Raw genomic sequence first — 23138 nt, 5'->3', positions numbered from 1 at the left:
ATGGTGAAATCAAAAGCTATTGTAAAACGAATTATAACGTTGCTGTTCTTACTGGAAATCTTTATTGCAATCATTTTTATTTACGAATACGTAACGAAAGATAACTATAGAAACCTATCAGCTCAAGAGATATCAACTTTTATAAAAAAGCGTTAAGTCCCCATTATACTAGGGGCTTAACGCACTATAAATTACAGGGCAACAACTTCGGTTTACGAATAAGTCGCAATTCTATTCGTTTACAATCCTCTTTTCTTTCTATTCGATTTTAATAGTTTGATCGCTAGTGGCACTAACGAAACGATCATTACGTATTTAAAATAAGGCTGAATTCCTTCGCTAAAGTAAGTTAGCTGACTGATAGATTCGTTGAAGGGAATCCCTCTTAGTAGTGAAATGGCAATATATCCTCCACCAAAAACTACGCCTATGCTTATTGGAATGAGCAGAATACTTAGTAACAAAATAATGCTTTTCTTGATTATATTTATAGTCATCATACAGTACCTTCCAATTGATTTTATACTTAAACGGCTCTTTGAACATTTTTGACTTTATATACTTGTTTAACCATGAAGCTAATGATGAGTGTGAAGATCCCGACTATTACAATTAATAGATAAATAGTAGCAGAGAATGAATCTACTAAAAATCCAAATAAAATTTGCCCAATTGGTACAGCTGTTGTAGCCGCTGCGGTTTGGATAGACATTACTTTTCCTAACAAATCTTTTGGCGTTTTTTCTTGAATAATTGTATTCAAATAAATGTTAATGACGGTTAAGGCAAACATGACGAGCATTGAGCTTATCGTTACAACGATATATTTGGTGAATGAACTTTCAACGAGGCCACTTGTTCCAAGAGCCATCCCAAAGTAGATCCCCGCACAGCCAAGAACCCATAAATAGAGGTTATCACTTCTGATTTTGCTTTTTAAAAGCCCAATGGTCATAGCTGAAAAGATAATGCTAATGGAAATGCCAGACTGAGTAAAGCCAAAGAAGGTGTCAGGCATGTTGAAAAGAACTTTAATCATATAAGGTAATCCTACAAAAAACATAGGAGCAATAAACAAGCTCACAACAAATGAAACGATTATACTCTTTAAAATAAAGCGATTTTCGCGAATAATGTAAAAAGCTCCTTGCTTAAGATCTTTTGTTACCATCTGTACGAAGGGTTCAGGTGGTCTTTTTTCGTAAGGAATCTTCATAAATAGCTCAATGACAGCAGCTAGTAAAAACAGTAATGCGCTTGCGATTACAATTATTTTAATCCCCATAAAGCTGTATAATAAGCTTCCAACGATAGGGCCGACGAAATTAGCCATCGACATGACCCCAGAAATGATGCCGTTGCTCTTTAACAGTTGTTCATTAGTTACAAGCACAGGGATGCTGGATTGAACAGCGGGCTGATACATAGAGCTAATTAACGTTAATCCCATTAAAAGGATACCGATCGAAAGGACCGTTACGTTTCCGCTTAACAGCATGATTGCAAAGATAATAATTAAGGCACTGCTACAGAAATCGAGAATAACCATCATCTTTTTCTTATCAAAGCGATCGGCAATAGCGCCTCCGATCGGCGATAGAAAGATAGTAGGGACTACTGAAAGCCCCATAATGGTTCCGAATATTGTAGCGGAACCCGTTAAATCAAGAACATAGAGTGATAAGGCAAATCTTAAAATGGAAGCACCAAAAATGGATATGATTTGACCAAATACAAGAATTTTAAAATCTTGACTAAATTTCTTCATGGCTATTTCACCAATAAATCTCTAAGCGTTAGAAATAAGACGTGCACTTTAACCTTTATTTCGGCAGACATCTCCTGTACGGCTTTATTTCCAACGTTGATTTCATTTATAACGCCAGATAGATAAGTTGTAATCAATGTGACGACGTTTTCAATTGAAAGTGATGGATTGAAGACATTCTCGCTAATATTTTTTGTTAAGAAACGCTGAAATTGTTTCTGTAAATATTCCAAGTTAGACACTTCATGAAGCTGGTCTTTTACTTTTTCATACCGGTCTGGATATCTAGAATATAAATCCATAAGCTTATAAAAAATGGTCCCCTTGTTGAGTAGAGAGTGTTCCATATATTCACCAATATAGAATAAAAACTTCTCAAGCTTCAGAACAGGAGTAACATCACTAGCATAAATTTCATCCACTTTGGCTTTCACTTGGCTATTTAGCGTTTCTTCGTTTAATAAACCGCTAAATATTTCATCAATGTTCGCAAAGTATTTATAAACGCCACCTTGACTCATGCCAGTTGCGATGACGATATCCCTCATTGATACGTCATGAATGGATTTTTCATTACATACCTTTCGGGCAACATCTAAAATTTCTGCTTTCTTTTTTTCAATATATTCTTGGCTCACTTTAGGCATAATATATTCGCTCCTTTAGCGTTGATAGAAAGTGTTTATTGCTTGAATAATAAGCTCTGCGCTTTTCTCGGCTCCCTTTTCTTTTTGGACACGACTACCAAGCTCTTTCGCTTTCTTTAATACGATATCTGTTTGAGTAAATGCAATGGCGTTTGCTAGCTTATCAGCTGTCAATTCCTTACGCGGAATAGACTCTGCACCAACTCCAAGCTCATTCATTCTTTTTCCCCAAGCGAACTGATCGTTTCCAAAAGGAATAATGATTTGGGGAACTCCAGAGCGAAGTGCCGCAGCAGTGGTTCCAGCACCTCCATGATGAACAACAGCTGCCATTTGAGGAAACAGCCACTCATGAGGAACGCTTTTAACAAATAAAACATCTTTTGAGTTTTGTCTTTCTTCCATTCCACTGCCGGCATTAATAATCCCGCGTTTTCCATTCTTTTTAAGAGCTTTTAATACTAAATCTGTTGCTTGAGCTGCATTCTTTTTGTCTCCTACGCTTCCAAACCCTACATAAATAGGAGGAGAACCTTCGTTTAGAAATGTTGCTAACTCTTCTGATGGCTGGTAAGTAGAATGGTCCTCAATAAACCAATAGCCAAACGAATGAACGTGTTGCGGCCAATCCTTTGGAACTGAAAACACGCTTGGGCTTAGCGAAAGAATGGTTGGGTGCGTTTCTGTACGCTGTTTTGGATAAGGATTTGAAAACGCTGTAGGCAGCTGACCATATTGGCGAGTCCAGTACTTTTTAAGTCCAGTATTGGCCATTTTCCAAAATCCAGTCTCAAAAACTTTGTGCGTTAATTTATTATAAGCTTTTCCAAGTCGAAGTCGGTCGTAAAACAAGATAGCAGGATATTCTTTAGTTGGTGTCATAGGGAATGGACAAGCTAATATGCTTGGAATGCCCATTTCTTTTGCTACAAAGTAGCCGATGGTAGCGCCAGGGTGGTAAACAATTGCATCAGCACCTTCACAAGCTTTGTGCATGTCTTCTTGACCACCAATCATTAACTCAGTCAACTCATCGTTTTTAAAATTAAGGCTTGTAAAAAATTTAAAAGGGCTATCTGAATCTTTTACAACGCCACTTTCAAGAATTTTATTAATGTCTCCACGGAGAGGAGCATGTTCAAACCCATAGCTTTCAACAAGTTGTTGATAAGATGTAGACGCTGCAATGCGTACTTTAAATCCTTTCTTTTTAAGCTCAAGACCTAACGCGATAAATGGCTGAGTATCTCCACGTGTACCTGTAGATAACATTGTAATTAGCATGTGTAAAGCCTCCTTTATAAATAAACGACAACTGTGTCGTTTTTATAAATATAAATTATTAAGATATGGCTGTCAATATAAAAATGACAATATTGTCGTTTTTGTATGTGATGAGTGTTTAAAAAGAAGGAGAGATGTCTATAAACCTCTAAGTGATTTCTATTATTAGTCATGTAAACAGTGATATAAACGAATGGAATCAAGTGTAAGGAGTACAAACAGAAAATATATTAAAAAATGTTCGAGGGTTTGTGTCTTTGAATGTTTCTGTACTTTGGTTATTTAAAAAAGATAAGACATAGTAAACAATATATTTGACAATTTTGAAATGCGGGCATAGTATAGCATTGAATTTGCATTAGGGAAAAATATTAGATAAGGGGAAATATACATGTACAAATCTAAAAAAGTTTTATTAAGCCAAGGATTGAAAGGAGACGTAATAAAAATTACATCCTTGTTATTAGAAGGAACCATGAGAAGAAGGCTATTAGATTTAGGTTTTGTACCAGGTGCACTTGTAGAAGTGGTAAAAAAGAGTCCGCTTGGAGATCCGATTGCGTTTCGAGTGAGCCAAACAATCATTGCGCTTAGAAAAGAAGAAAGCAAATTAATCGAGGGGGATTTAGTTCATCATGAATAGTGCATATCGAATTGCCTTAGCAGGTAATCCAAACACTGGAAAAAGCACGCTATTTAACGCATTGACAGGATTAAAACAGCATACGGGGAACTGGGCTGGGAAGACCGTTTCAATGGCAGAAGGGTCGTTTACACATAAAGATAAAAAATATAAACTAATCGATTTGCCAGGGACGTACTCACTGTTTTCAAACTCGGCTGATGAAGAGGTAGCACGAAATTACATTTTGTTTGAACAGCCCGATATTACGCTTGTTGTGGTAGACGCAACGTCCTTAGAGAGAAATCTCAATTTAGCACTGCAAGTGATGGAGATGACAAAGAATGTTATCATCTGCGTCAATTTAATTGATGAAGCAGAGCGAAAAGGAATTAAAATTAACGAAAAAATTTTGATGAAACGAACTGGGGTACCAGTCATTAAGCTTTCTGCGCGAAATAAAGTTGGGTTTAATGTTCTGCTTGATACGATTGATCGCGTTATCGCTGGAGTCATTGAATGTCAGCCTGTTCAGACAGTCTATAGTGAGCAAATTGAAGAAAAAATAGCCAAGATAGAGTCAAAGCTTTTACGTTTAGATATTAATCACCTTTCTGCGCGTTGGGTAGCTTTAAGATTATTAGACGGAGATATGTCGCTAATGGAAGAATTGACGAGTCGTTTAGGAGAAGGAGGAGAAACACAGCATGGATATCAACAGCATATACTCAGAGGCTAAAGGTCTTTCATCGGAAGAACTTCGAGATGACATTGTGCATCATCTTTATAAAAGAAGTCGAGAGCTTTGTAGCGAAAGCGTTTCGTATAATAAAACAAAAACAGATAAAAAAACAGAAAAGCTAGATCAAATCTTCACGTCGCCTATTTGGGGTTTTCCGATTATGATTGCGATGCTAGGGATCATTTTTTACATCACTATTGCCGGCGCGAACGTACCTTCTTCACTGTTAGCGTCTTTCTTTTCTTATATCGAAGGATATATAACAGCATTCTTTAATGCCGTCAACGCTCCGGATTGGCTGCACGGCGTCTTAGTTTTAGGATTATATCGTGGTTCGACGTGGGTTATTAGCGTTATGCTACCTCCAATGGCCATTTTTTTCCCAACGTTCGCTCTTCTCGAAAACTATGGTTATCTTCCAAGAGTTGCGTTTAACATGGACCGCTTGTTCAAACAAGTAGGCGCTCATGGGAAGCAATCATTAACGATGGCAATGGGATTTGGCTGTAACGCAGCTGCCGTAATGTCTTCACGTATTATTGAGTCTCCGAGAGAGCGAATGCTTGCAATTTTAACGAACAACTTTGTACCTTGTAACGGCCGGTGGGGGACGCTCATCGTATTAGCCTCTTTATTTATGGCAGCTAACGTAGCGAGTGGATTGAAACCTCTTGTTACAACAGCAGTACTTGTGGGGCTTGTGCTATTTGGTATTATTGTTACGTTTTTGGTATCATGGCTATTATCAAAAACGTTATTAAAAGGCGTGCCAACTCACTATACGTTAGAACTGCCACCTTACCGTCGTCCAAAGTTTTTTGACACCATCGTACGCTCTTCTTTAACCAAGTCTTGGACAGTGTTAGTTCGAGCGGTGAAAGTAGCCGCTCCTGCCGCTGTTTTAACGTGGATTATTGCTAATATTCATATAGGTGACGCAAGCGTATTGCAGCATTTAGTAGGGTATTTAGATCCATTTGCTCGGATGCTTGGATTAGATGGCTACATTTTACTTGCGTTTATTCTAGGACTACCGGCTAACGAAATTGTTTTACCCGTTTTGTTAATGGGATATTTGTCGACGGGAGCACTGACTGAAGTTGATAACCTGGTAGATTTAAAGCAAATCTTTATCGATCAAGGCTGGACTTGGATAACAGCGCTAAACGTAATGTTATTTTCACTGCTTCATTATCCTTGCGGTACAACGTTATTAAACATATATAAAGAAACCAAAAGTAAAAAATGGACGTTTTTTGCCTTTTTAATTCCCACAGCTCTTGCTATTATCGTACCATTCATTGTATTTCAAACGGCTAAGCTCATGGGTTGGATATAAAGAACCTAACTATTTAAAGAAAAACAGGTGCTATAGCATCTGTTTTTCTTTAAGTTATATGTTAACTTATTTTTATTTTAAGTTTACATAAATGATAGATTGTTATAAACTATTTTCATAATCTTGGAAAGGAGATGAGGTATTGAAGACGAGTAAAACAAAAGAAATAACGCTGATGGCAATGCTTGCCGTGTTAATTGCGATAAGCGGAATGTTTAAAATTCCGTCACCTTTCGTTGGGACAGAGTTTCAGCTTTCGGCGCCCATCGCTATCGTTATTGCCGCTACGTTCGGGTTTAAACGTTATTTTTGCGCAGGAATTATTGCCAGTATTATAAGCTTGCTACTAGGGACCCATACGCTGATCCATGTTTTAGTTGCCATGATCTTTCGGCTAGTAGCTGGAGGAATCATTGGCATATTTGGTACAGCGTTAGTCGTTGTGATTGTAGCAGGGCCTTTAGGAACAATCGCTGCTCGCTACGTATTAGCAGCTGTAATGGGCGTTGATGTGACGGTGTTGCTGCTTGCCGCTTTGCCGGGAATGATTTTCACAGCTATTTCATCAGGTATTATGTATCCCATTATAAAAAGAAATATGAAGTCAACGATTTTTCAGGAATTTGTTGTAGATAGTGAGAAAAAAGGAGGAACGAGAAAGTATGAATCTGTTTAGCTTGAAGATGAGAGCTTCTAATCGTAATGTTGGTCATCTTTCGGGAGCGGAGAAACTGGTAAATGAAAGTCAATTACCTACCTATACCAATGCTTTATTACATAGAGCACTCCATCATTCCAAAGGCGAAGCAGATGAAGTTACGATTAAAGTCGAAACCATACAGCCAGGTGATATTCAACATTTAGACGCTTTACCCGTTACAACAGTAGAAGTTACTCATCATCAGGAAGGGATAGAAGAAGCAAAAAAGCTGCTTTCCGATTTAGGTTTAAAACAAGCTGATGAAATCATTGAAATGCTGGGTTCATGTTCTTCTATGCGCGGCGCAATCTTATTAGACGTTGATACAATGAAGCGTATAGAGCCAAATCAAGAACGAGGAATTCGAGCAACGTATATGGATGCCAACCATGACTGCTTTCAAGAAGACCTGAAAAAGAAAAATCATTTTCAAGAAGCGCTTGTATTAGCGACAAAAGTAGCCCATGCGCCCAATATTATTGGTGAAATTTGTATCTCTGATGACCCTGAATACGTTACGGGCTACGTCGCTGCCAAAGAGATTGGTTACGTTCGAATTACAAAGCTAAAAGAGAAAGGAAGCCACTGTGGTGGTCGCATCTTCTTATATCGCCAATCCGACAGTAGCGTGAGTGCAACAATTACCTATTTAGAAAAGCAAACAGCAGTTGTACATATAGGCGACGAATCAAGATTAAATAAAGCTAAGCAGGGAGATAAATGGAAAAAAGTAAAAAGAGACCTAGACTTTTTGCAAAAAAATCATCTTTACAGATCTCTTAAAGAAATTCAAAGTGCACAAGATGCTCGTGTCAAGATGAATGACCGAGAGTATGTAATGCTTGCTTCAAACAGCTATCTAAATTTATGTAACCATTCGGATATAAAACGTTATGTGCTTCAAATGGGTGAAGCGTACGGCGTTGGTTCAGGCGGATCTAGATTAACAACAGGTACTACTTCACTTCATCGTCTTCTAGAAGAAGCGCTTGCGGAATTTAAAGAAACAGAAGAAGCGCTTGTGTTTAATACGGGTTACATGGCGAACATTGGTGTTATTTCATCTTTGTTTTCTGAAGGAGACGTCATTTTTAGCGATGAGCTAAATCACGCAAGCATTATTGACGGCTGTCGCCTTAGCAAAGCGAAAACCGTTGTATACAAGCATAATGATATGAAAGATTTAGAAGAGAAAATTCTAGCTCATCCCTGTGAGAATGGTTTAATTGTGAGCGATGCGGTTTTCAGCATGGATGGAGACATTGTCAACTTGCCTGAGCTGATGCGTTTAGCGAATCAGTACGGTTTATTTTCAATGGTGGATGAGGCTCACTCAACGGGTGTTCTTGGCGAGCGCGGTCGCGGAATTTGCGAACATTTTCAACTGAAGCAAAAGCCAGACATTATCATGGGAACCCTTAGCAAAGCGCTCGGTAGTGAAGGTGGGTTTGTATGTGGGAATAAGCTGCTCATAGAATACTTGAAAAATAAAGCACGAAGTTTTATCTTTTCCACTTCGCTATCACCGATAACAATTGCGTCGTCTCTGGCAGCACTGAGAATAGTAATGAACGACTACACGCTATTAAAAAAATTGCAGAATAATATTGCTTATTTTAATAAGTGCTTACAGCAAAATAAAATTCCTGCGCATTCACATTCAGCAATTTTTCCAATTATTGTGGGAGATGAACAAGTAGCAATGAATGTGTCAGCGAAGCTTCTTCAAAAGGGCTATTTTATTTCAGCGATTCGATATCCAACCGTTGCTAAAGGAAGTGCACGTCTTCGCGTATCACTAATGGCTAATCATTCAAAGGAAGAACTCTCAGAAGCAGCTCGCTTAATTAAAAAGTACATTGGCAACGTATAGGAGGTAGAAGAAATTATGGGGAAAGGCTTATTTATTACTGGGACAGGAACAGATGTTGGAAAAACATATGTAACGGGTTTGCTTGTGAAAAAACTCCGTGAAAACGGCTATGAGTGCGGTTATTATAAACCTGCGCTTAGCGGAGCAAAAGTAGAGCACGCACAATTAATTCCAGGAGATGCTAAGCACGTGCTTGAAACCGCAGGAATTCATGAGAAACCAGAAAATACGGTGTCTTATATTTATAAGCAAGCCGTGTCGCCTCATTTGGCTGCTAACCTTGAAGGAAATCCTGTAGATATTAAGGTTATTAAGACAGATTACCAAAGGGCTAAGGCTAAGTATGACTATGTAGCAGTTGAAGGGAGCGGAGGAATTCTTTGTCCGATTCGCTGGGATGATCAGCATATTTTGCTGGAGGATATCGTTAAAGAGCTAGACTTATCTACGATTGTGATTGCAGATGCGGGACTTGGGACGATAAACGCAACCGTATTGACAATCGAATACTTGAGAGCGCGCGATATTGAAGTGAAAGGAATTATTTTTAACCGTTCACATGAAGGAAACATTATGGAAGAAGACAATCAAAGAATGGTGGAAGTACTAACAGGTGTTTCAGTAATCGGCTTGGTGAAGCAAAATGATACAGAGCTTGCAATGAAAGCAGAAAAAGTAGCGGAGCTGTTTGCATAATGAACAGAATTGAAAACATGAACTTAGTGGAAAAAGACTTAAAATATATTTGGCATCCCTGTTCACAAATGAAGGACTATGAAGAACTTAAGCCTATTGTTATTGAAAAAGGAGAGGGCGTGTACTTATATGATACGGAAGGAAATTCTTATTTAGATGTTGTGAGTTCGTGGTGGTGCAATCTTCTAGGTCACTGCAATCCCATCATTAACGATAAAATTAAAGATCAGCTTGACCGCCTTGAGCACGTTATCTTTGCCAACTTTACGCATGAGCCTGCAATTAAGCTGTGTGAATCGCTAATGGAAATTATTCCTGAAGGACTAAGCAAATTTAACTTCTCTGATAACGGTTCAGCGGCTGTGGAATGCGCATTGAAAATGGCGTTTCAGTACCAATATCAAACTGGTCATAAAGAAAAAACAAGGTTTATGTGCTTCACAGACGGCTATCATGGTGAAACGATTGGTGCTTTATCGGTGGGGAGCTTAGACTTATATGCGCAAATTTACAATCCAATGCTGATGGATACAATTCGAATTGAAGCGCCAGATTGCTATCGATGTCCTTACGGAAAAACAAGAGATTCCTGTCAGGTCGAATGCTTTGTACAAGCAGAAAAAGCATTTGAAAAGCATGGTCATGAAACGTGTGCGATGATTGTAGAACCTATCTTACAAGGAGCAGCTGGAATGAGGATATATCCACCTCGCTATCTTCAAAAGCTAAGAGCGTTATGCGATGAGTATGGTGTACTGTTAATCGCTGATGAGATTGCAACGGGTTTTGGACGAACGGGCAAGATGTTTGCATGCGATCACGCGGAGATTACGCCGGATATTATGTGTATTTCAAAAGGACTCACCGGGGGCTATATGCCGATGGCGATTACTATTACGAGTAATCAAATTTATAAAGCATTTTATGCAGAATATAAAGAAGGAAAAGCTTTTATGCACAGCCACACCTACAGCGGTAACCCATTAGCGTGCTCTGCAGCTTTAGCGGTGGTGAATATTCTGAAGCATGATAAAGTGTTAGAAAAGGCATCCGTTCGAGCAGCTTATTTAAATAAAAGAATAAATGAAGCGTTATTAGACCACCCTCATGTTGGTGAAATTCGTGACATAGGATTAATACATGCTGTTGAGCTTGTGAAAAATAAGAAAACGAAAGAACCGTTTAGCTCAGAACATCGAATTGGTTATCAAATTTACAAAGCAGCGCTGAAGAAAGGACTCATCCTGCGTCCACTAGGGGATGTTCTATACTTTAATCCACCTTTAACTATTGATGAAGAAGAACTAGACGAAGCTATTAATAGCTGCGTAAACGCTATTAACGAAGTAATAGGTTGAAAAGAGCAAAAGCCGCATGCATATGCATGCGGCTTTTATGTGGCTGAGTTTAAGTAGATGATATAGCTTGCTATAAAGTAACAGGCAATAATTAAAATTGATGGAATAACATAAAACCATGAAGACGTGATGTTCTTTCTGGACATTGAAAACAGGCTAATGGAGATGAGTATCATTGACGCAACAATTGTATATAAGTGACTGCTGCTGGCTGCGCTTAACAGTGCGCCTTTGCGATAAAAGACGTCTGTTCCTGCTAAAATTAATAAGTTGAATAAGTTACTTCCGACGATTCCACCAATCGCTAACTTGTAATTTTTTAAGCGAATAGCGATAGCAACAGAAACGGCTTCAGGAAGTGACGTGCTGGCTGCAACTAAAAAAGAACCAACAAAGGAAGCGCCTAAACCTGTAATAACAGCGATACGATCACCTGAAATCGTTAAAATACTTCCAAAGACCATAATAAACACTGCTGCTAGGGAAAAGCCAACAACGGCTCTTTTTAAAGTTGGCCCTCTATCTTGAAGATTTTCTTCCTGTTTCTCTCCTTCACTATGCTCTGCTGCATAGGTAGAAATGATTTTCACGCCTATAAAGTAGACGATAATTAAAATAACAGTATCAATTCCAACTCCAAAAATATGGTAAGGAATGTTAAAGAATAAAGAAGCTGCAACTAAAAAAGAGAGAAAAATGGTCAACAAAGAAGTATATCGATTTTCTTTGCTAGCATAGGTCATAATTTCGTGCTTTCGAAAAAACAAATCTAACGTAGCTAAAATCATCACGTTAAATAAATTACTTCCAAGAACATTTCCTACAGCTAAATCAGGGTTTGAAATAATAATGGACGTAACGCTTGTTGTAATCTCTGGTAATGATGTGGCTCCACCCAGTAAAAGAGCAATCAGTACGCCGCTTAAAGCAGATTTTCGCTCGATAGTATCTGCATAAATAGATAATCGAATGGCTAGAAACACCGTAATAGCAGCTGAAATACCAAATGCTAAAAATACCAATAAAAGCAATCCTTTCTATATTAAATCTTAAGAGTCGTTAACATCATATCAAGTATAGTAAAATCAAGCACGCAACAGCTCTCTTTAGTGTGTGCTGAAAAGTGAAATTGAATAAGTAATAGAAGTGAAAAAAACTGTTTAGTTGAAGGTGCGCTGGGGAAATTAATTTCGAAGGGGAAAATTTCGTGATTTTAACACTTGACTATATACCTATAGGGGTATATAGTGTGGGTATAGATTAATGAAAAGGCGGTGTGTTTAATGGGCTATTTAGCGGTAAGTGCTCTGATACTTATTTTAGGAGCTGTCGTGTATAGGCGTTATTATCCCGTTAAAGGTGTTCAATGCGTTAAGAACTGTAAAGGGATACAAGATAAACTACTATGTGTGGATATTCGTAATTATAATGAAAGAACCGAAGGTGAAAATCTAAACGTAATGAACATTCCTTATGCGTATTTAAAACGTTTCTATTCTGACATACCAGACCAACACATCCACATCATTGCACAAGATAAAGTAGAACTACACTTAGGAATTCGCTTTTTACGCCAAAAAGGATATACCGTTACAAGCTATTATCTAGCTACTTGCCCTTGTAAAAGAGAAGTAGAGCTAGTTGGCTGTGGAGCATAAGCTTAGCATACATTTTCATATACCTAATGGGGTAAGGTGAATGGAAATTAATGATAAAGCACTGAACGTAAAGGAGAATGGATATGTTACTTAAATATTTCTATGATGAAAAATTAGCACAGGCTTCTTATCTGGTAGGGTGTCAAGCTGCAAAAGAAGCTATTGTTGTAGATCCTGCTCGAAATATTCAACCATATATTGAAGAAGCAGAAAAAAATGGAATGAAAATCATTGGTGCTTTAGAAACCCATATTCATGCTGACTTTGTGTCTGGAGGTCGTGAGTTAGCTGAAAGAGTAGGGGCTACGTTATACGTATCAGATGAAGGAGACGCAGACTGGAAGTATCAAAACATTGATCATTTATCTCATAAATTGCTAAAAGGTGGGGACGAGTTTAAGGTTGGGAATCTAACATTTGGTGTAGTGCATACGCCTGGACACACGCCGGAAAGCATTTCGTTTACGTTAACAGACGGCGGGGCCGAAGTAGATGAACCAATGGGTGTTTTCACAGGAGACTTTGTGTTTGTGGGAGATGTCGGGCGCCCGGACTTATTAGAAAAAGCAGCGGGTGCACAGGGAACAGCACAGTCAGGCGGATATCAATTGTTTGAATCTCTTCAAAAGTTTAAAGAGCTTCCTGATTTTATGCAGGTTTGGCCTGGACACGGAGCAGGAAGCGCTTGCGGAAAAGCTCTGGGTGCCGTGCCTTCTTCAACTGTGGGGTATGAGAAACGCTTTAACTGGGCGCTACAGCATGAGGAAAAAGAAGCGTTTGTAAAAGCTTTGTTAGATGGTCAGCCAGAGCCACCTAAATATTTTGCAGTGATGAAAAAAGTGAACAAAGTAGGGGCAAACAGCTTATCAAAGCTTCCAAAGGTTAAGAAGCTAGCAAATGTAGCCGAAGTAGAAAAACAAATTCAAGCAGGGTACCAAGTAATTGATACAAGAAGCGCAGCGGAATTTGCTGAAAGTCACGTAGAAGGAACGATTAATATTCCATTTAACAATTCATTTGCAAATTGGGCCGGCTGGATTGTGAATTATGACCATCCATTATATGTGCTAACAGCAGATGAACAGATTGGTGAACTTGAAAAAGTGTTACATTCTGTTGGGATTGATCAGCTGGTTGGCTATTATGATGCAAAAAAAGCAGTAGTAGAAGCTTCTACTACGCAGTCTTATGAAAACATTACTCCTAAACAAGCAAAAAACATGCTTGATCAAAACAAAGCACAAGTACTGGATGTTCGAAGCTTAGAAGAGTGGAAAACAGGTCATATCGAAGGCGCCACTCACATTATGCTTGGAACCTTGCTAGATAGAATCGATGAGGTGCCAGCTCAGCGTCCGCTAATTGTTCAGTGTGGTTCGGGTGTTCGTTCTGCGATTGCGATTAGCCTTCTTCAATCCAAAGGCATAACGGACGTTTACAATTTAACAGGTGGATATAGTCAGTGGAAACAGGAGATTCAAGAATAAGCTAAACAAACCGCTATGCGTTATAGAGATTGATACGCATAGCGGTTTTTTAGTATGTACTAAAATTTAATGTTTCAAACTATTCACTTTTAATCTACAATAAAGTAGATAGATTTTTTTGACTATATAATAAAAATGTGGAAGTTTCATACATACTACAAGATAAAGACGGAACAAATAGGAGATAATAAATATGCAAGTGATGCAAGACTTTATTATGACATATGGCTATCTGGCCATTTTTCTCATGCTAACTTTGGGGATTGTTGGGCTACCTATTCCTGATGAGGTTATGATGACGACGGTAGGCTATTTCACCAATACAGATCTTATTAACTACGGAGCTGCTATTATCATCAGTTTTTTTGGTTCGCTTCTAGGGATGATGATCAGCTATATGATTGGAAGAAAAGCTGGGAGGCCATTTATTGATAAGTACGGCAAGTGGGTCGGTTTGAAAGAAAAGCGAATGATCCAAGTTGAAAAGTGGATGAAAAAGTATGGGCCCTATTCAATCATTTTAGGCTATTTTATCCCAGGGGTTAGGCACTTGATGTGCTATTTTTCTGGCATTGGTAAAATGAAGATTAAAACGTATATTGCTTTTGCGGCCATAGGTGCCTTTTTGTGGTGTTTTGTATTTATTACGTTTGGAAAGATGGTAGGGGTTATTCAGTAGGTATAATGCAAAAAGCACATTTATACCACATTTACCCTTGTCTAAAAGGCTACATAAATGATAAAAGAAGATTGCAAAAACTCCCTTGGGCATCAAAGGGGGTTTGTTTTTAGTTATTTGAAGGGGTATGTTAACTAGGCCTGTATATTCTTTACATAAGATCATAAAGAAAAACCTACATAAGTGTGCATGAAATGTCGGATAAGTCTGTTTCAACCCTGCTATTCTGATAACAAGGGAGGTCATAAGAATGGATTTGCTTAAGAATATGAATGAAGCTTTAGACTATATTGAAGAGAACTTAACCAATGATATCAATTTTAAAGAAGTGGCAAAGTTAGCTCTGTGCTCTGAGTATCATTTTAAAAGGATGTTTTCTTTTCTTGCAGGCATTACTTTATCAGAATATATTCGAAGAAGGCGTCTTACTCTGGCAGCATTCGAACTTAAAAATAATAATATGAAGGTTATTGATATTGCTATTAAATACGGATATAACTCACCAGATTCCTTTACTAGAGCTTTTCAGAATCTACATGGTCTAACTCCTTCAGAAGCTAAAAAGAATGGTTATTCACTCAAAGCTTATCCGAAAATGACCTTTCAGCTATCTATAAAAGGAGGAAACGAAATGAACTATCGCATTGAAGAAAAAGAAGCATTTCGTATAGTCGGGATTAAAGAAAGAGTACCTATCGTTTTTCATGGAGTTAACCCAAAGATTGCAGCTATGTGGGAAAGCTTAACCCATGAAACGATAAATCAATTAAAAAAACTTTCTAATGTTAAACCACTGGGGATGCTTAGTGCATCTGTGAATTTTTCAGAAGGACGAATGGAGGAAAAAGGTGAGCTTGACCACTATATCGGTGTAGCAACAACTAAGGGTTGTCCCGATAATTTAATGCAACTGGAAGTACCCGCTTTAACATGGGCTGTATTTGAAGCAATTGGGCCATTTCCTGATACTTTACAAGATGTCTGGGGGCGAATCTACTCTGAATGGTTTCCATCCTCAAGTTATGAGCAGGTAGACGGACCAGAAATTTTATGGAATGAACATAAAGATGTAACCTCACCAACTTTTAAAAGTGAAATATGGATACCCGTATTAAAACGGCAGTGATAACTTTATAACCAATGCTTTTGATAAAGAAAAAGGAGATCGCAAATGTGGTCTCCTTTTTTATTTTGTCATGTAATCTATAAAATGGATAATACAAGCAAAAAAGAATAGTTACGAAAAAATCATTGATAAATCGTAACTATTACGATAAAATTTAAAACGGAATTATTACGAATTTACTAAAAAGGAGCAGTGAAACGTGATTAAAAGACTAGTAGATAAAAGTAAAAACATAGGCGTACTTACATACATCAAGCATAACGTTCCTAAAGTAGGGATTTTAATCGTTTGCGCTATGCTCTTAAGCGCTTGTATGGGAGGCGGAGATTCAACAACCTCTAAAAACGAAGGCAAGCACATTAACTTCTTGTATAACTTCTCTACAAATTCACTAGATCCACATGTTGATTCTAGCTACGTACCGCTACGAGCGGGTATTACAGAAACACTTATTCGACTTGATGAAGAGAATTTAAGCATTGAGCCTTGGCTAGCTGAGAGCTGGGGTGGAGAAGATGGTCAAAACTGGACAATTAAGCTGCGTGAAGATGTAAAGTTTCAAAATGGCAAACAGATGGATGCTGAAGCTGTGAAAAAATCGTTAGAACGAGCGTTAAAAGAAAATGTTGCTATCCAGAATGCACTGAAAATTGATACAATTAAAGCTGATGGCTTTACGCTTACGATTAAAACGACAGAGCCGTTTCCAGAGTTTATTTCGGAGCTTGTTAATCCAAACGTTTCCATTATCGATGTATCTGAAGAAGATGTTGTAAATAAACCAGTTGGCACAGGTCCGTTTAAGCTTGCTTCGTTTACACCAGGAAGCAAACTAGAGCTTGAGCGTTTTGACGATTATTGGGACGGTGCTTCAAAGCTTGACTCCGTAACATTTGCGTTTAATGAAGATGCCAATGCGCGTACCTTAGCATTAAAATCTGGACAAACAGACATTGTCTATCGTCCAGAGGTAGAAAGTTTAGATTCACTTAAAGAAGATTCAAAAATGAAAGTTGAATCAACGGCAACGTTCCGCGTGCATCAGCTAACCATGAATATGCAAAGAGAAGAAATGAAAGATATCAATGTACGAAAAGCGCTGGATGCATTAATTGATCGCCAAAAGATTGTAGATAAAATTCTATTAGGTCATGCTGAAGCAGCAAGAGGCCCATTTTTACCTTCATTACCTTTTGCCCCAACGTATGATAAGCGCCAAACGGGGTCAGATGTAGCTGTTCAATATTTGAAACAAGCTGGTTATACGTTAAAGAACGGAAAGATGCAAAAAGACGGAAAGCAGCTGAGCTTGACGTTATTAACCTATCCAGCTAGAGCAGACCTACCGCTAATTGCACAAGTGCTTCAATCAGATGCAAAGCAAATCGGAATTGATATTAAGATAAAACAAATTGAAACACCGGAAGAGTATATGGCGTCACATCGCGATTGGGATATCGCAACGTATAGTAACTTAACGGCACCGCGCGGAGATGCTGGTTACTATTTAAACGCAACGTATCATCCAAAAGGAGCACTAAACTTTAGCCAAGCAGCTGAGCCAGAGTTGACGGCTATTATTGACGAATTAAATCGTACAGTCAATCAAGAGAAACGCGCTGAGTTAGCAGAAAAAGCAGCGGACTATGTAGATGATAACGTCATTAACTCGTTTGTGTTACATCCATCGACAATCGTTGCTTACAACAAGGATAAAGTGAAAAACTGGTTTACGGCTAAAAGTGAATACTACATGATTACCAATAAGTTGGATGTGAAAGAATGATTAAGATTCTTTTCCGAAAGTTTTCGGAAGTTCTATTTTTTATATTGTTTATAACATTTGTAAGTTTTATCTTTATTCGGTTAGCACCGGGAGATCCCGTGCTAACCATTTTGAACGTTGATGAGCTCTCAGTCAGTCAAGAGCAAGTAGAAGCACTTCGTGAAGAGATGGGTTTTAATGAGCCCGTTCTTGTGCAGTATGGGTTATGGTTAGCGAAATTTGTTCAGCTGGATTTCGGGCAGTCGTTCGTAACGGGACAAGACGTGATGAGTACAATTATGGCTGCTCTGCCGGCTACCTTAGAGCTAGCAAGTGGCGCCATTCTTGTCATGCTTGCCGTTGCGATTCCGTTAGGTTCGCTATCAGCACTTTACCGAGACAGCTGGATAGATAAAGTAAGCCGAACGCTTTCAATTGTTGGAGCAGCAATTCCAAGCTTCTGGTTAGGGCTTATTTTTATTGATTTATTTGGCGTTCGTCTAAGCTGGTTTCCTACGATGGGAAGAGACGGGTTATTGTCGCTCGTTTTACCTTCCATTACGTTAGGCTTAGCAATTTCAAGCGTTTATGTTCGCTTGCTTCGTTCAAGTTTATTGGACTCTTACAGCGAAGAATTTATTCGCGCAGCACGAGCTCGTGGGTTATCAGAAGCACGAATCTTTTTTATGCACGCTTTTCGCCACAGTATCCCTCCGGTCATTACGGTGTTTGGTGTTAGCCTGGGCAGTTTAATAGGTGGGGTTGTAGTTATAGAGGTGTTGTTTGCATACCCTGGAATCGGCAAGCTCATTGTTGATGCAATTCGCCAGCGTGACTATCCGCTTATTCAAGGATATATACTTGTTATGGGAATGATTGTGTTTATCGTGAATACATGCGTAGACCTGTCATACCGTTATTTAAATCCTGAAATGAAATATAGAGAAAAGGAGAGTAAGTGATGAAAGAGTCTTTATCATATTTGCCACTTATGAAACAACAGCGTAAAGTCATCATGCCGCTCGCCTTTATTTTTTTTATTGTTATCGCAGCATCTATCTATGCATTTTGCTATTTAAAGTATGATCCAAGTCTTACGAACTTAGAGAAGAGACTGGAAGGAATGAGCATGGCACATCCTTTGGGAACCGATCATTTAGGGCGAGATATCTTAACTCGCTTGTTGCTCGGTGCTAAGCAAACAATTGGGTTTAGCGCGCTTGCATTAGGAGTAGCTTTGCTCGTAGGAATTCCAATTGGCCTTATTTCAGGCTATAAGCGCGGGTTGATAGATCGATTGTTTATGAGAATTGCAGACAGCTTTTTAGCGTTTCCTGATACGGTAGTAGCCATTGTACTAAGTGGTCTATTGGGCCCTGGAATCGGAAATCTCGTTTTTGCAATTGTGATGGTGAAATGGGTGAACTACGCGCGACTTGTTCGAAGTACCGTGTTAGCCGAGTCACGAAAAGAATATGTATTAATAGCTCGTACAAACGGATTATCTCCTTTGCGTATTATGAAAAAACACTTAGCCCCACACATCATTGGGCATGTGCTTGTCATGGCAAGCTTGGACTTAGGGAAGATTATTCTTTTAATTTCGTCTTTATCTTACATTGGATTAGGTGCGCAACCGCCTGTACCAGAGTGGGGAGCAATGCTCAATGACTCGCGCCCATATTTTCAATCTAATCCTGAGCTGATGATTTATCCCGGATTAGCAATTGTAGGCGTAGTGCTTGTTACTAATATTATCGGTGATTATCTGCGTGATCAATTTGATGTAAAAAAGGAAGTGCAAAAATGATTTTGTCGATTGAAAAGCTGTCAGTAAGAAGTAAGGAAAAAAAAATTCTTGATAACGTATCACTACAGCTTGAAAAAGGTGATTGGTATGCCCTTGTAGGACAGAGTGGTAGCGGAAAAAGCATTTTATCACAAACCATTGGTCAAATGCTGTCGCCTAACTTAAAAGCTGAAGGCAAAGTCAATTTTAACGGAGAAAATACTCTTTCTTTTGGACGAAACGATATGAAAAAAATTCGAGGTCGGAAAATTGCATATATTTTCCAGGATTATCAAGGTTCATTTACACCGTTTCGAACCATTGGACAGCATTTTCAAGAGTATCAAAAAGTACATGGCGTGAATGATAGAAAAGCTCGGAAAAGCAATGCGATTCAAGCTCTAGAATCAGTAGGATTAGATGAGGAGTTTTACAAACGCTATCCGTTCCAGCTAAGCGGTGGTCAGCTTCAGCGCACGTCAATCGCGTTATCTCTTTTACTATCACCTGAACTCGTTATTGCCGATGAAATCACAACAGCCCTTGATAGCGTATCAGCTCATCGAATTTTACAATTATTAAAAGAAAAACAGCAAGAAACGGGCTGTACAATTTTATTTATTACGCATGACTGGCGCCATGTTAGAAAATATGTAGACCGCTTAGCCATTATGAAGGAAGGTAAAATTGTGGAATCTGGTGATAAAACCAAGGTGCTCACAAGTCCTCAGCATGAATACACAAAGCAGCTGATCGCAGCGGCACCTGTATTAAAAGCAAGCGAGCTAGCTGTTCAAGAAGGAGTGTTGTAAGGTGAGCTTTTTATCTGTTCAAAACCTTAATAAAGTATATGCTGGTCAGCAGGTTTTAAAGAACGTTTCGTTCGAATTGAAAAAGGGAGAGTGCTTGGGGCTTGTAGGCGAGAGCGGATGTGGGAAAAGTACGCTTTCACGTTGTTTAATGAGATTAGAAGAAGTGAATAGCGGAAAAATTTTATTTAGAAACCAAGAAATTCAAAGGTTAAGCAACCGCAAGCTAATGCCAATTCGGAAAGGTTTTCAAATTGTATTCCAAAACCCAACAGCGGCATTGAACCCCAAATTAAAAATAAAGGATTCACTGCTAGATCCGTATTTACAGTATGAAAAGCAGTTAAATCTGCGTTATTTTTCATTTTCATCAACAGAACAGTTTGTGTCTGAACTGCTCAACATTGTTGGATTACCGGCTAGCTTTGCTGATAGATATCCTCACGAACTAAGCGGAGGGCAAAAGCAGCGTGTAACTATTGCTCGTGCGATTAGTATTGAGCCTGAGCTTGTGATACTTGACGAACCCACTGCAAGTCTCGATGTCATTTCGCAGCGCAGCATCTTACATTTATTAGAAGATCTTCGCGATCATCTTGATTTATCCTACTTATTTATTTCACACGACCTTACAGCGGTAAAAGAGCTGAGTCAACGCATCATGGTAATGAAGCATGGTGAGGTTGTCGATATGTTTCCGACTGAAGAGCTGTTTCATTTGCAGCGAAACGCCTATACAAAAGAGCTTGTCTCCATTTTTTAAGCATTGTATCTTTTAAATACAATGCTTTTATTTAAAAGATAATATTATTATGTTAACTAAGACTAATAGATGAAAAGGAGACATTTTGTTGAAGATACTTTTATTTGAACAACAACAAGCAGCTCCAGTTACGCAATATGAATCTGAGCTGTCAAGTTATTTAAAGGTAGCTGCATTAGAAAATACTTCTATAGGGATAATGTACGTTGAACCAGATGGAGTTATAGGCCATCACGAAGCACCAAGTAAGCAGCTGTTTCTGGTGATTGAAGGGGAAGGCTGGGTAACAGGTGATGATCAAGTAAGGAAACCAATCAAAAAAGGACAAGCAGCCTTTTGGGAAACAGGCGAATGGCACACATCAGGAAGTGATAGAGGAATGACTGTGCTTATCATTCAATCAAATAGTATACATATAAACCCACTTCTTTAGCAAAGAAGTGGGTTTTATCTTGTAACAAGTAGCAAGGCTTTTTTATGAATAGGAGTTGGTAATGAGGAGAATCTAAGAATAGAAAAACCTTTGTATACATTAAAAAGGATGATGACTTTGAAAACATCAGAAAATAAATTACTAGTGGACAGCAAGCAGTTTCAACAGCAATTGGCTGAAGATTTAGGTGCGAATTCGGACTTAATTACTCGCGTTTTTACCATAGATAAAAAGTCAGAGTTAGTTATTGCCTATATTGAAAGTATTTGTGACATCCATGTTATTCAATCTGCAATTGTTAAGCCTATTAACGAACTATTTGAACATTCTTCAGTGGAAAATTTAAAACAACATCATGAACTGGTGCAACACTTAAGAAATTATTCTTTATCTGCGGCGAGAATACAAACAATAGACTCCTGGACAGGCGTTCTCGATGCTTTAGTATCAGGAAATACGGTTATATTTGTACCGAAAAGTCCGGAAGTAATTGTGGTTGGAACAAAGTCTATTGAATCAAGAAGCGTAACGGAACCAACGACTCAAGTGCTTGTTCGAGGTCCTAAAGATGGGTTTACTGAAATGCTTCAAACAAATATTGCGCTTATTCGTTCACGCATCCAGTCCTCCAAACTAAAGGTTGAGCTATCAAAATTAGGCACAACAACTCAAACTGATATAGCCGTTATGTATATTGATGGCGTAGTAGATCAATCAATTCTAGAGAGTGTAAAAAAAAAGCTAGCCGATATTAAAATAGATGGTGTGTTAGAGTCAAGATACTTAGAAAGCTTCTTAGAAGGAGAGGAGTATTCCCCATTTCCTTTAACGTGCACTACAGAGCGACCAGATGTAATTGTAGGAAACCTTCTTGAAGGGCGAATTGTTGTTTTAATCAACGGTACCCCTTTTGCCATCATATTACCAACATTATTTATGGATTTTTTTAAAACGGCTGAAGACTATTATGAAAAAGCCGATATCAGTTCAATGGTAAGGTTAATTCGAATCTTTGCTTTTGTGTTATCTCTTGTTACACCTGGTTTGTATGTGGCTCTTGTTACCCATCACATTGGCATGATACCAACAGGTTTAGCTATTAGTATCGCTGCCCAGCGAGAAGGAGTACCGTTTCCGACAATTGTAGAAATCTTTTTGTTAGATATTACGTTTGAAATATTACGTGAAGCAGGCATACGAATTCCTCGGGCATCAGGGCAAGCTGCATCGATCGTTGGAGCGTTAATTATTGGACAAGGAGTCGTAGAAGCTGGGTTTGTATCCGCTATATCTACTATCATTGTAGCTTTGACAGCCATAAGTAGTTTTGCAGTTCCTCAATATGACATCGGTGGCTCAGCTCGAATGTTACGATTTGTCATGTTGGTGATGGGAGCTTTCATAGGGCTATATGGTATTATTCTCACTTTATTTGTTATTGTTTTTCATCTTGCAAAGCTCTCTTCCTTTGGTGTACCTTACTTTTCACCTATTTCTCCATTCAATGCAGCTGCTCAGCAAGATAACTTTATTCGTTTACCTTGGAAGATGATGAAAAGAAAGAGAAACGTCGTTAGGGATAAAAAGTAAGAAGAGGGTG

The 23138-nt window shown here is 38.5% G+C and carries 23 protein-coding genes; 19 read left to right on the top strand and 4 right to left on the bottom strand.

Annotation, left to right across the window (positions count from 1 at the left end; translation table 11 throughout):
- Positions 1-156 carry a hypothetical protein gene (locus tag NIZ91_11880; GenBank protein ID USY53458.1) on the top strand — a complete coding sequence of 52 codons (156 nt, stop codon included), beginning with the start codon at positions 1-3 and terminating at the stop codon, positions 154-156.
- Between the two features lie 370 nt (positions 157-526).
- On the opposite strand, the gene NIZ91_11875 is transcribed toward NIZ91_11880, so the two are convergent.
- The 3 genes from NIZ91_11875 to NIZ91_11865 are packed head-to-tail and all read right to left on the bottom strand — an operon-like array spanning position 527 to position 3699.
- A complete protein-coding gene (locus NIZ91_11875; protein ID USY53457.1) occupies positions 527-1768 on the bottom strand; it encodes an MFS transporter in 1242 nt (413 codons plus the stop codon).
- A gap of 2 nt (positions 1769-1770) precedes the next feature.
- Positions 1771-2415: a TetR/AcrR family transcriptional regulator gene (locus NIZ91_11870; GenBank protein ID USY53456.1), complete on the bottom strand. Its 645-nt coding sequence runs from the start codon at positions 2413-2415 to the stop codon at positions 1771-1773.
- Positions 2416-2430: 15 nt separating this feature from the next.
- A complete protein-coding gene (locus NIZ91_11865) occupies positions 2431-3699 on the bottom strand; it encodes a glycosyltransferase (GenBank protein USY53455.1) in 1269 nt (422 codons plus the stop codon).
- Between the two features lie 391 nt (positions 3700-4090).
- Here NIZ91_11865 and NIZ91_11860 point away from each other — a divergent pair, with 391 nt between their 5' ends.
- The 7 genes from NIZ91_11860 to bioA all read left to right on the top strand — a co-directional run bounded on the left by NIZ91_11860 (position 4091) and on the right by bioA (position 11029).
- On the top strand, positions 4091-4342 hold the full coding sequence (locus NIZ91_11860; protein USY53454.1) for a FeoA domain-containing protein: 252 nt from the start codon (positions 4091-4093) through the stop codon (positions 4340-4342).
- Positions 4335-5060 (top strand): 50S ribosome-binding GTPase, encoded by a 726-nt coding sequence (locus NIZ91_11855; protein USY53453.1) that lies wholly within the window; start codon positions 4335-4337, stop codon positions 5058-5060. The genes NIZ91_11860 and NIZ91_11855 overlap by 8 nt, the downstream gene beginning before the upstream one ends.
- The gene (locus tag NIZ91_11850) at positions 5029-6402 is read left to right on the top strand and encodes a ferrous iron transporter B (protein ID USY53452.1); all 1374 of its coding nucleotides are present in this window, start codon (positions 5029-5031) and stop codon (positions 6400-6402) included. Before NIZ91_11855 ends, NIZ91_11850 begins: the two co-directional genes overlap by 32 nt.
- 142 nt (positions 6403-6544) lie before the next feature.
- The gene (locus NIZ91_11845) at positions 6545-7078 is read left to right on the top strand and encodes a hypothetical protein (protein ID USY53451.1); all 534 of its coding nucleotides are present in this window, start codon (positions 6545-6547) and stop codon (positions 7076-7078) included.
- Positions 7065-8975 (top strand): 8-amino-7-oxononanoate synthase, encoded by a 1911-nt coding sequence (gene bioF, locus NIZ91_11840; protein USY53450.1) that lies wholly within the window; start codon positions 7065-7067, stop codon positions 8973-8975. Before NIZ91_11845 ends, bioF begins: the two co-directional genes overlap by 14 nt.
- Before the next feature lie 15 nt (positions 8976-8990).
- Positions 8991-9671 carry a dethiobiotin synthase gene (bioD, locus tag NIZ91_11835; protein ID USY53449.1) on the top strand — a complete coding sequence of 227 codons (681 nt, stop codon included), beginning with the start codon at positions 8991-8993 and terminating at the stop codon, positions 9669-9671.
- Positions 9671-11029 carry an adenosylmethionine--8-amino-7-oxononanoate transaminase gene (gene bioA, locus NIZ91_11830; protein ID USY53448.1) on the top strand — a complete coding sequence of 453 codons (1359 nt, stop codon included), beginning with the start codon at positions 9671-9673 and terminating at the stop codon, positions 11027-11029. Before bioD ends, bioA begins: the two co-directional genes overlap by 1 nt.
- 35 nt (positions 11030-11064) lie before the next feature.
- Here the strand turns inward: bioA and NIZ91_11825 are convergent, their stop codons facing one another.
- Positions 11065-12051, bottom strand: a complete 987-nt coding sequence (locus NIZ91_11825; protein ID USY53447.1) for a sodium:calcium antiporter — start codon at positions 12049-12051, stop codon at positions 11065-11067.
- 261 nt (positions 12052-12312) lie between these two features.
- Between NIZ91_11825 and NIZ91_11820 the strand changes: the two genes are divergently transcribed.
- The 11 genes from NIZ91_11820 (at position 12313) to NIZ91_11770 (ending at position 23128) form a co-directional block, all read left to right on the top strand.
- A complete protein-coding gene (locus NIZ91_11820) occupies positions 12313-12687 on the top strand; it encodes a sulfurtransferase (protein USY53446.1) in 375 nt (124 codons plus the stop codon).
- An 83-nt stretch (positions 12688-12770) separates the two neighbouring features.
- Positions 12771-14174 carry a rhodanese-like domain-containing protein gene (locus NIZ91_11815; GenBank protein USY53445.1) on the top strand — a complete coding sequence of 468 codons (1404 nt, stop codon included), beginning with the start codon at positions 12771-12773 and terminating at the stop codon, positions 14172-14174.
- Positions 14175-14367: 193 nt separating this feature from the next.
- A complete protein-coding gene (locus tag NIZ91_11810) occupies positions 14368-14853 on the top strand; it encodes a DedA family protein (protein ID USY53444.1) in 486 nt (161 codons plus the stop codon).
- Between the two features lie 250 nt (positions 14854-15103).
- A complete protein-coding gene (locus tag NIZ91_11805; protein USY53443.1) occupies positions 15104-15979 on the top strand; it encodes an AraC family transcriptional regulator in 876 nt (291 codons plus the stop codon).
- A gap of 295 nt (positions 15980-16274) precedes the next feature.
- Positions 16275-17765, top strand: a complete 1491-nt coding sequence (locus tag NIZ91_11800) for an ABC transporter substrate-binding protein (GenBank protein USY57156.1) — start codon at positions 16275-16277, stop codon at positions 17763-17765.
- Positions 17762-18706, top strand: a complete 945-nt coding sequence (locus tag NIZ91_11795) for an ABC transporter permease (protein ID USY53442.1) — start codon at positions 17762-17764, stop codon at positions 18704-18706. The genes NIZ91_11800 and NIZ91_11795 overlap by 4 nt, the downstream gene beginning before the upstream one ends.
- Entirely contained in the window at positions 18706-19554 is an 849-nt protein-coding gene (locus NIZ91_11790; protein ID USY53441.1) for an ABC transporter permease subunit, read from the top strand. The genes NIZ91_11795 and NIZ91_11790 overlap by 1 nt, the downstream gene beginning before the upstream one ends.
- Positions 19551-20345, top strand: coding sequence for an ABC transporter ATP-binding protein (locus tag NIZ91_11785; GenBank protein ID USY53440.1), 795 nt, complete (start codon positions 19551-19553; stop codon positions 20343-20345). Before NIZ91_11790 ends, NIZ91_11785 begins: the two co-directional genes overlap by 4 nt.
- A 1-nt stretch (position 20346) precedes the next feature.
- Positions 20347-21105: a dipeptide/oligopeptide/nickel ABC transporter ATP-binding protein gene (locus NIZ91_11780; protein ID USY53439.1), complete on the top strand. Its 759-nt coding sequence runs from the start codon at positions 20347-20349 to the stop codon at positions 21103-21105.
- Between the two features lie 88 nt (positions 21106-21193).
- Positions 21194-21538: a cupin domain-containing protein gene (locus NIZ91_11775; protein ID USY53438.1), complete on the top strand. Its 345-nt coding sequence runs from the start codon at positions 21194-21196 to the stop codon at positions 21536-21538.
- 117 nt (positions 21539-21655) lie between these two features.
- Entirely contained in the window at positions 21656-23128 is a 1473-nt protein-coding gene (locus NIZ91_11770) for a spore germination protein (GenBank protein USY53437.1), read from the top strand.
- Positions 23129-23138: the final 10 nt, after the last annotated feature.

This window comes from Bacillus sp. 1780r2a1, assembly GCA_024134725.1.
Lineage (GTDB): Bacteria > Bacillota > Bacilli > Bacillales > Bacillaceae_H > Priestia > Priestia aryabhattai_A.
This window is presented reverse-complemented; position numbering and strand designations above follow the sequence as displayed.

Excerpts from the sequence above, each read along its gene's own strand:
- NIZ91_11880 (USY53458.1), top strand. The coding sequence starts at position 1 with ATGGTGAAATCAAAAGCTATTGTAAAACGAATTATAACGTTGCTGTTC.
- NIZ91_11875 (USY53457.1), bottom strand. The coding sequence starts at position 1,768 with ATGAAGAAATTTAGTCAAGATTTTAAAATTCTTGTATTTGGTCAAATC.
- NIZ91_11870 (USY53456.1), bottom strand. The coding sequence starts at position 2,415 with ATGCCTAAAGTGAGCCAAGAATATATTGAAAAAAAGAAAGCAGAAATT.
- NIZ91_11865 (USY53455.1), bottom strand. The coding sequence starts at position 3,699 with ATGCTAATTACAATGTTATCTACAGGTACACGTGGAGATACTCAGCCA.
- NIZ91_11860 (USY53454.1), top strand. The coding sequence starts at position 4,091 with ATGTACAAATCTAAAAAAGTTTTATTAAGCCAAGGATTGAAAGGAGAC.
- NIZ91_11855 (USY53453.1), top strand. The coding sequence starts at position 4,335 with ATGAATAGTGCATATCGAATTGCCTTAGCAGGTAATCCAAACACTGGA.
- NIZ91_11850 (USY53452.1), top strand. The coding sequence starts at position 5,029 with ATGGATATCAACAGCATATACTCAGAGGCTAAAGGTCTTTCATCGGAA.
- bioF (USY53450.1), top strand. The coding sequence starts at position 7,065 with ATGAATCTGTTTAGCTTGAAGATGAGAGCTTCTAATCGTAATGTTGGT.
- bioD (USY53449.1), top strand. The coding sequence starts at position 8,991 with ATGGGGAAAGGCTTATTTATTACTGGGACAGGAACAGATGTTGGAAAA.
- bioA (USY53448.1), top strand. The coding sequence starts at position 9,671 with ATGAACAGAATTGAAAACATGAACTTAGTGGAAAAAGACTTAAAATAT.
- NIZ91_11820 (USY53446.1), top strand. The coding sequence starts at position 12,313 with ATGGGCTATTTAGCGGTAAGTGCTCTGATACTTATTTTAGGAGCTGTC.
- NIZ91_11815 (USY53445.1), top strand. The coding sequence starts at position 12,771 with ATGTTACTTAAATATTTCTATGATGAAAAATTAGCACAGGCTTCTTAT.
- NIZ91_11810 (USY53444.1), top strand. The coding sequence starts at position 14,368 with ATGCAAGTGATGCAAGACTTTATTATGACATATGGCTATCTGGCCATT.
- NIZ91_11805 (USY53443.1), top strand. The coding sequence starts at position 15,104 with ATGGATTTGCTTAAGAATATGAATGAAGCTTTAGACTATATTGAAGAG.
- NIZ91_11800 (USY57156.1), top strand. The coding sequence starts at position 16,275 with ATGCTCTTAAGCGCTTGTATGGGAGGCGGAGATTCAACAACCTCTAAA.
- NIZ91_11795 (USY53442.1), top strand. The coding sequence starts at position 17,762 with ATGATTAAGATTCTTTTCCGAAAGTTTTCGGAAGTTCTATTTTTTATA.
- NIZ91_11790 (USY53441.1), top strand. The coding sequence starts at position 18,706 with ATGAAAGAGTCTTTATCATATTTGCCACTTATGAAACAACAGCGTAAA.
- NIZ91_11785 (USY53440.1), top strand. The coding sequence starts at position 19,551 with ATGATTTTGTCGATTGAAAAGCTGTCAGTAAGAAGTAAGGAAAAAAAA.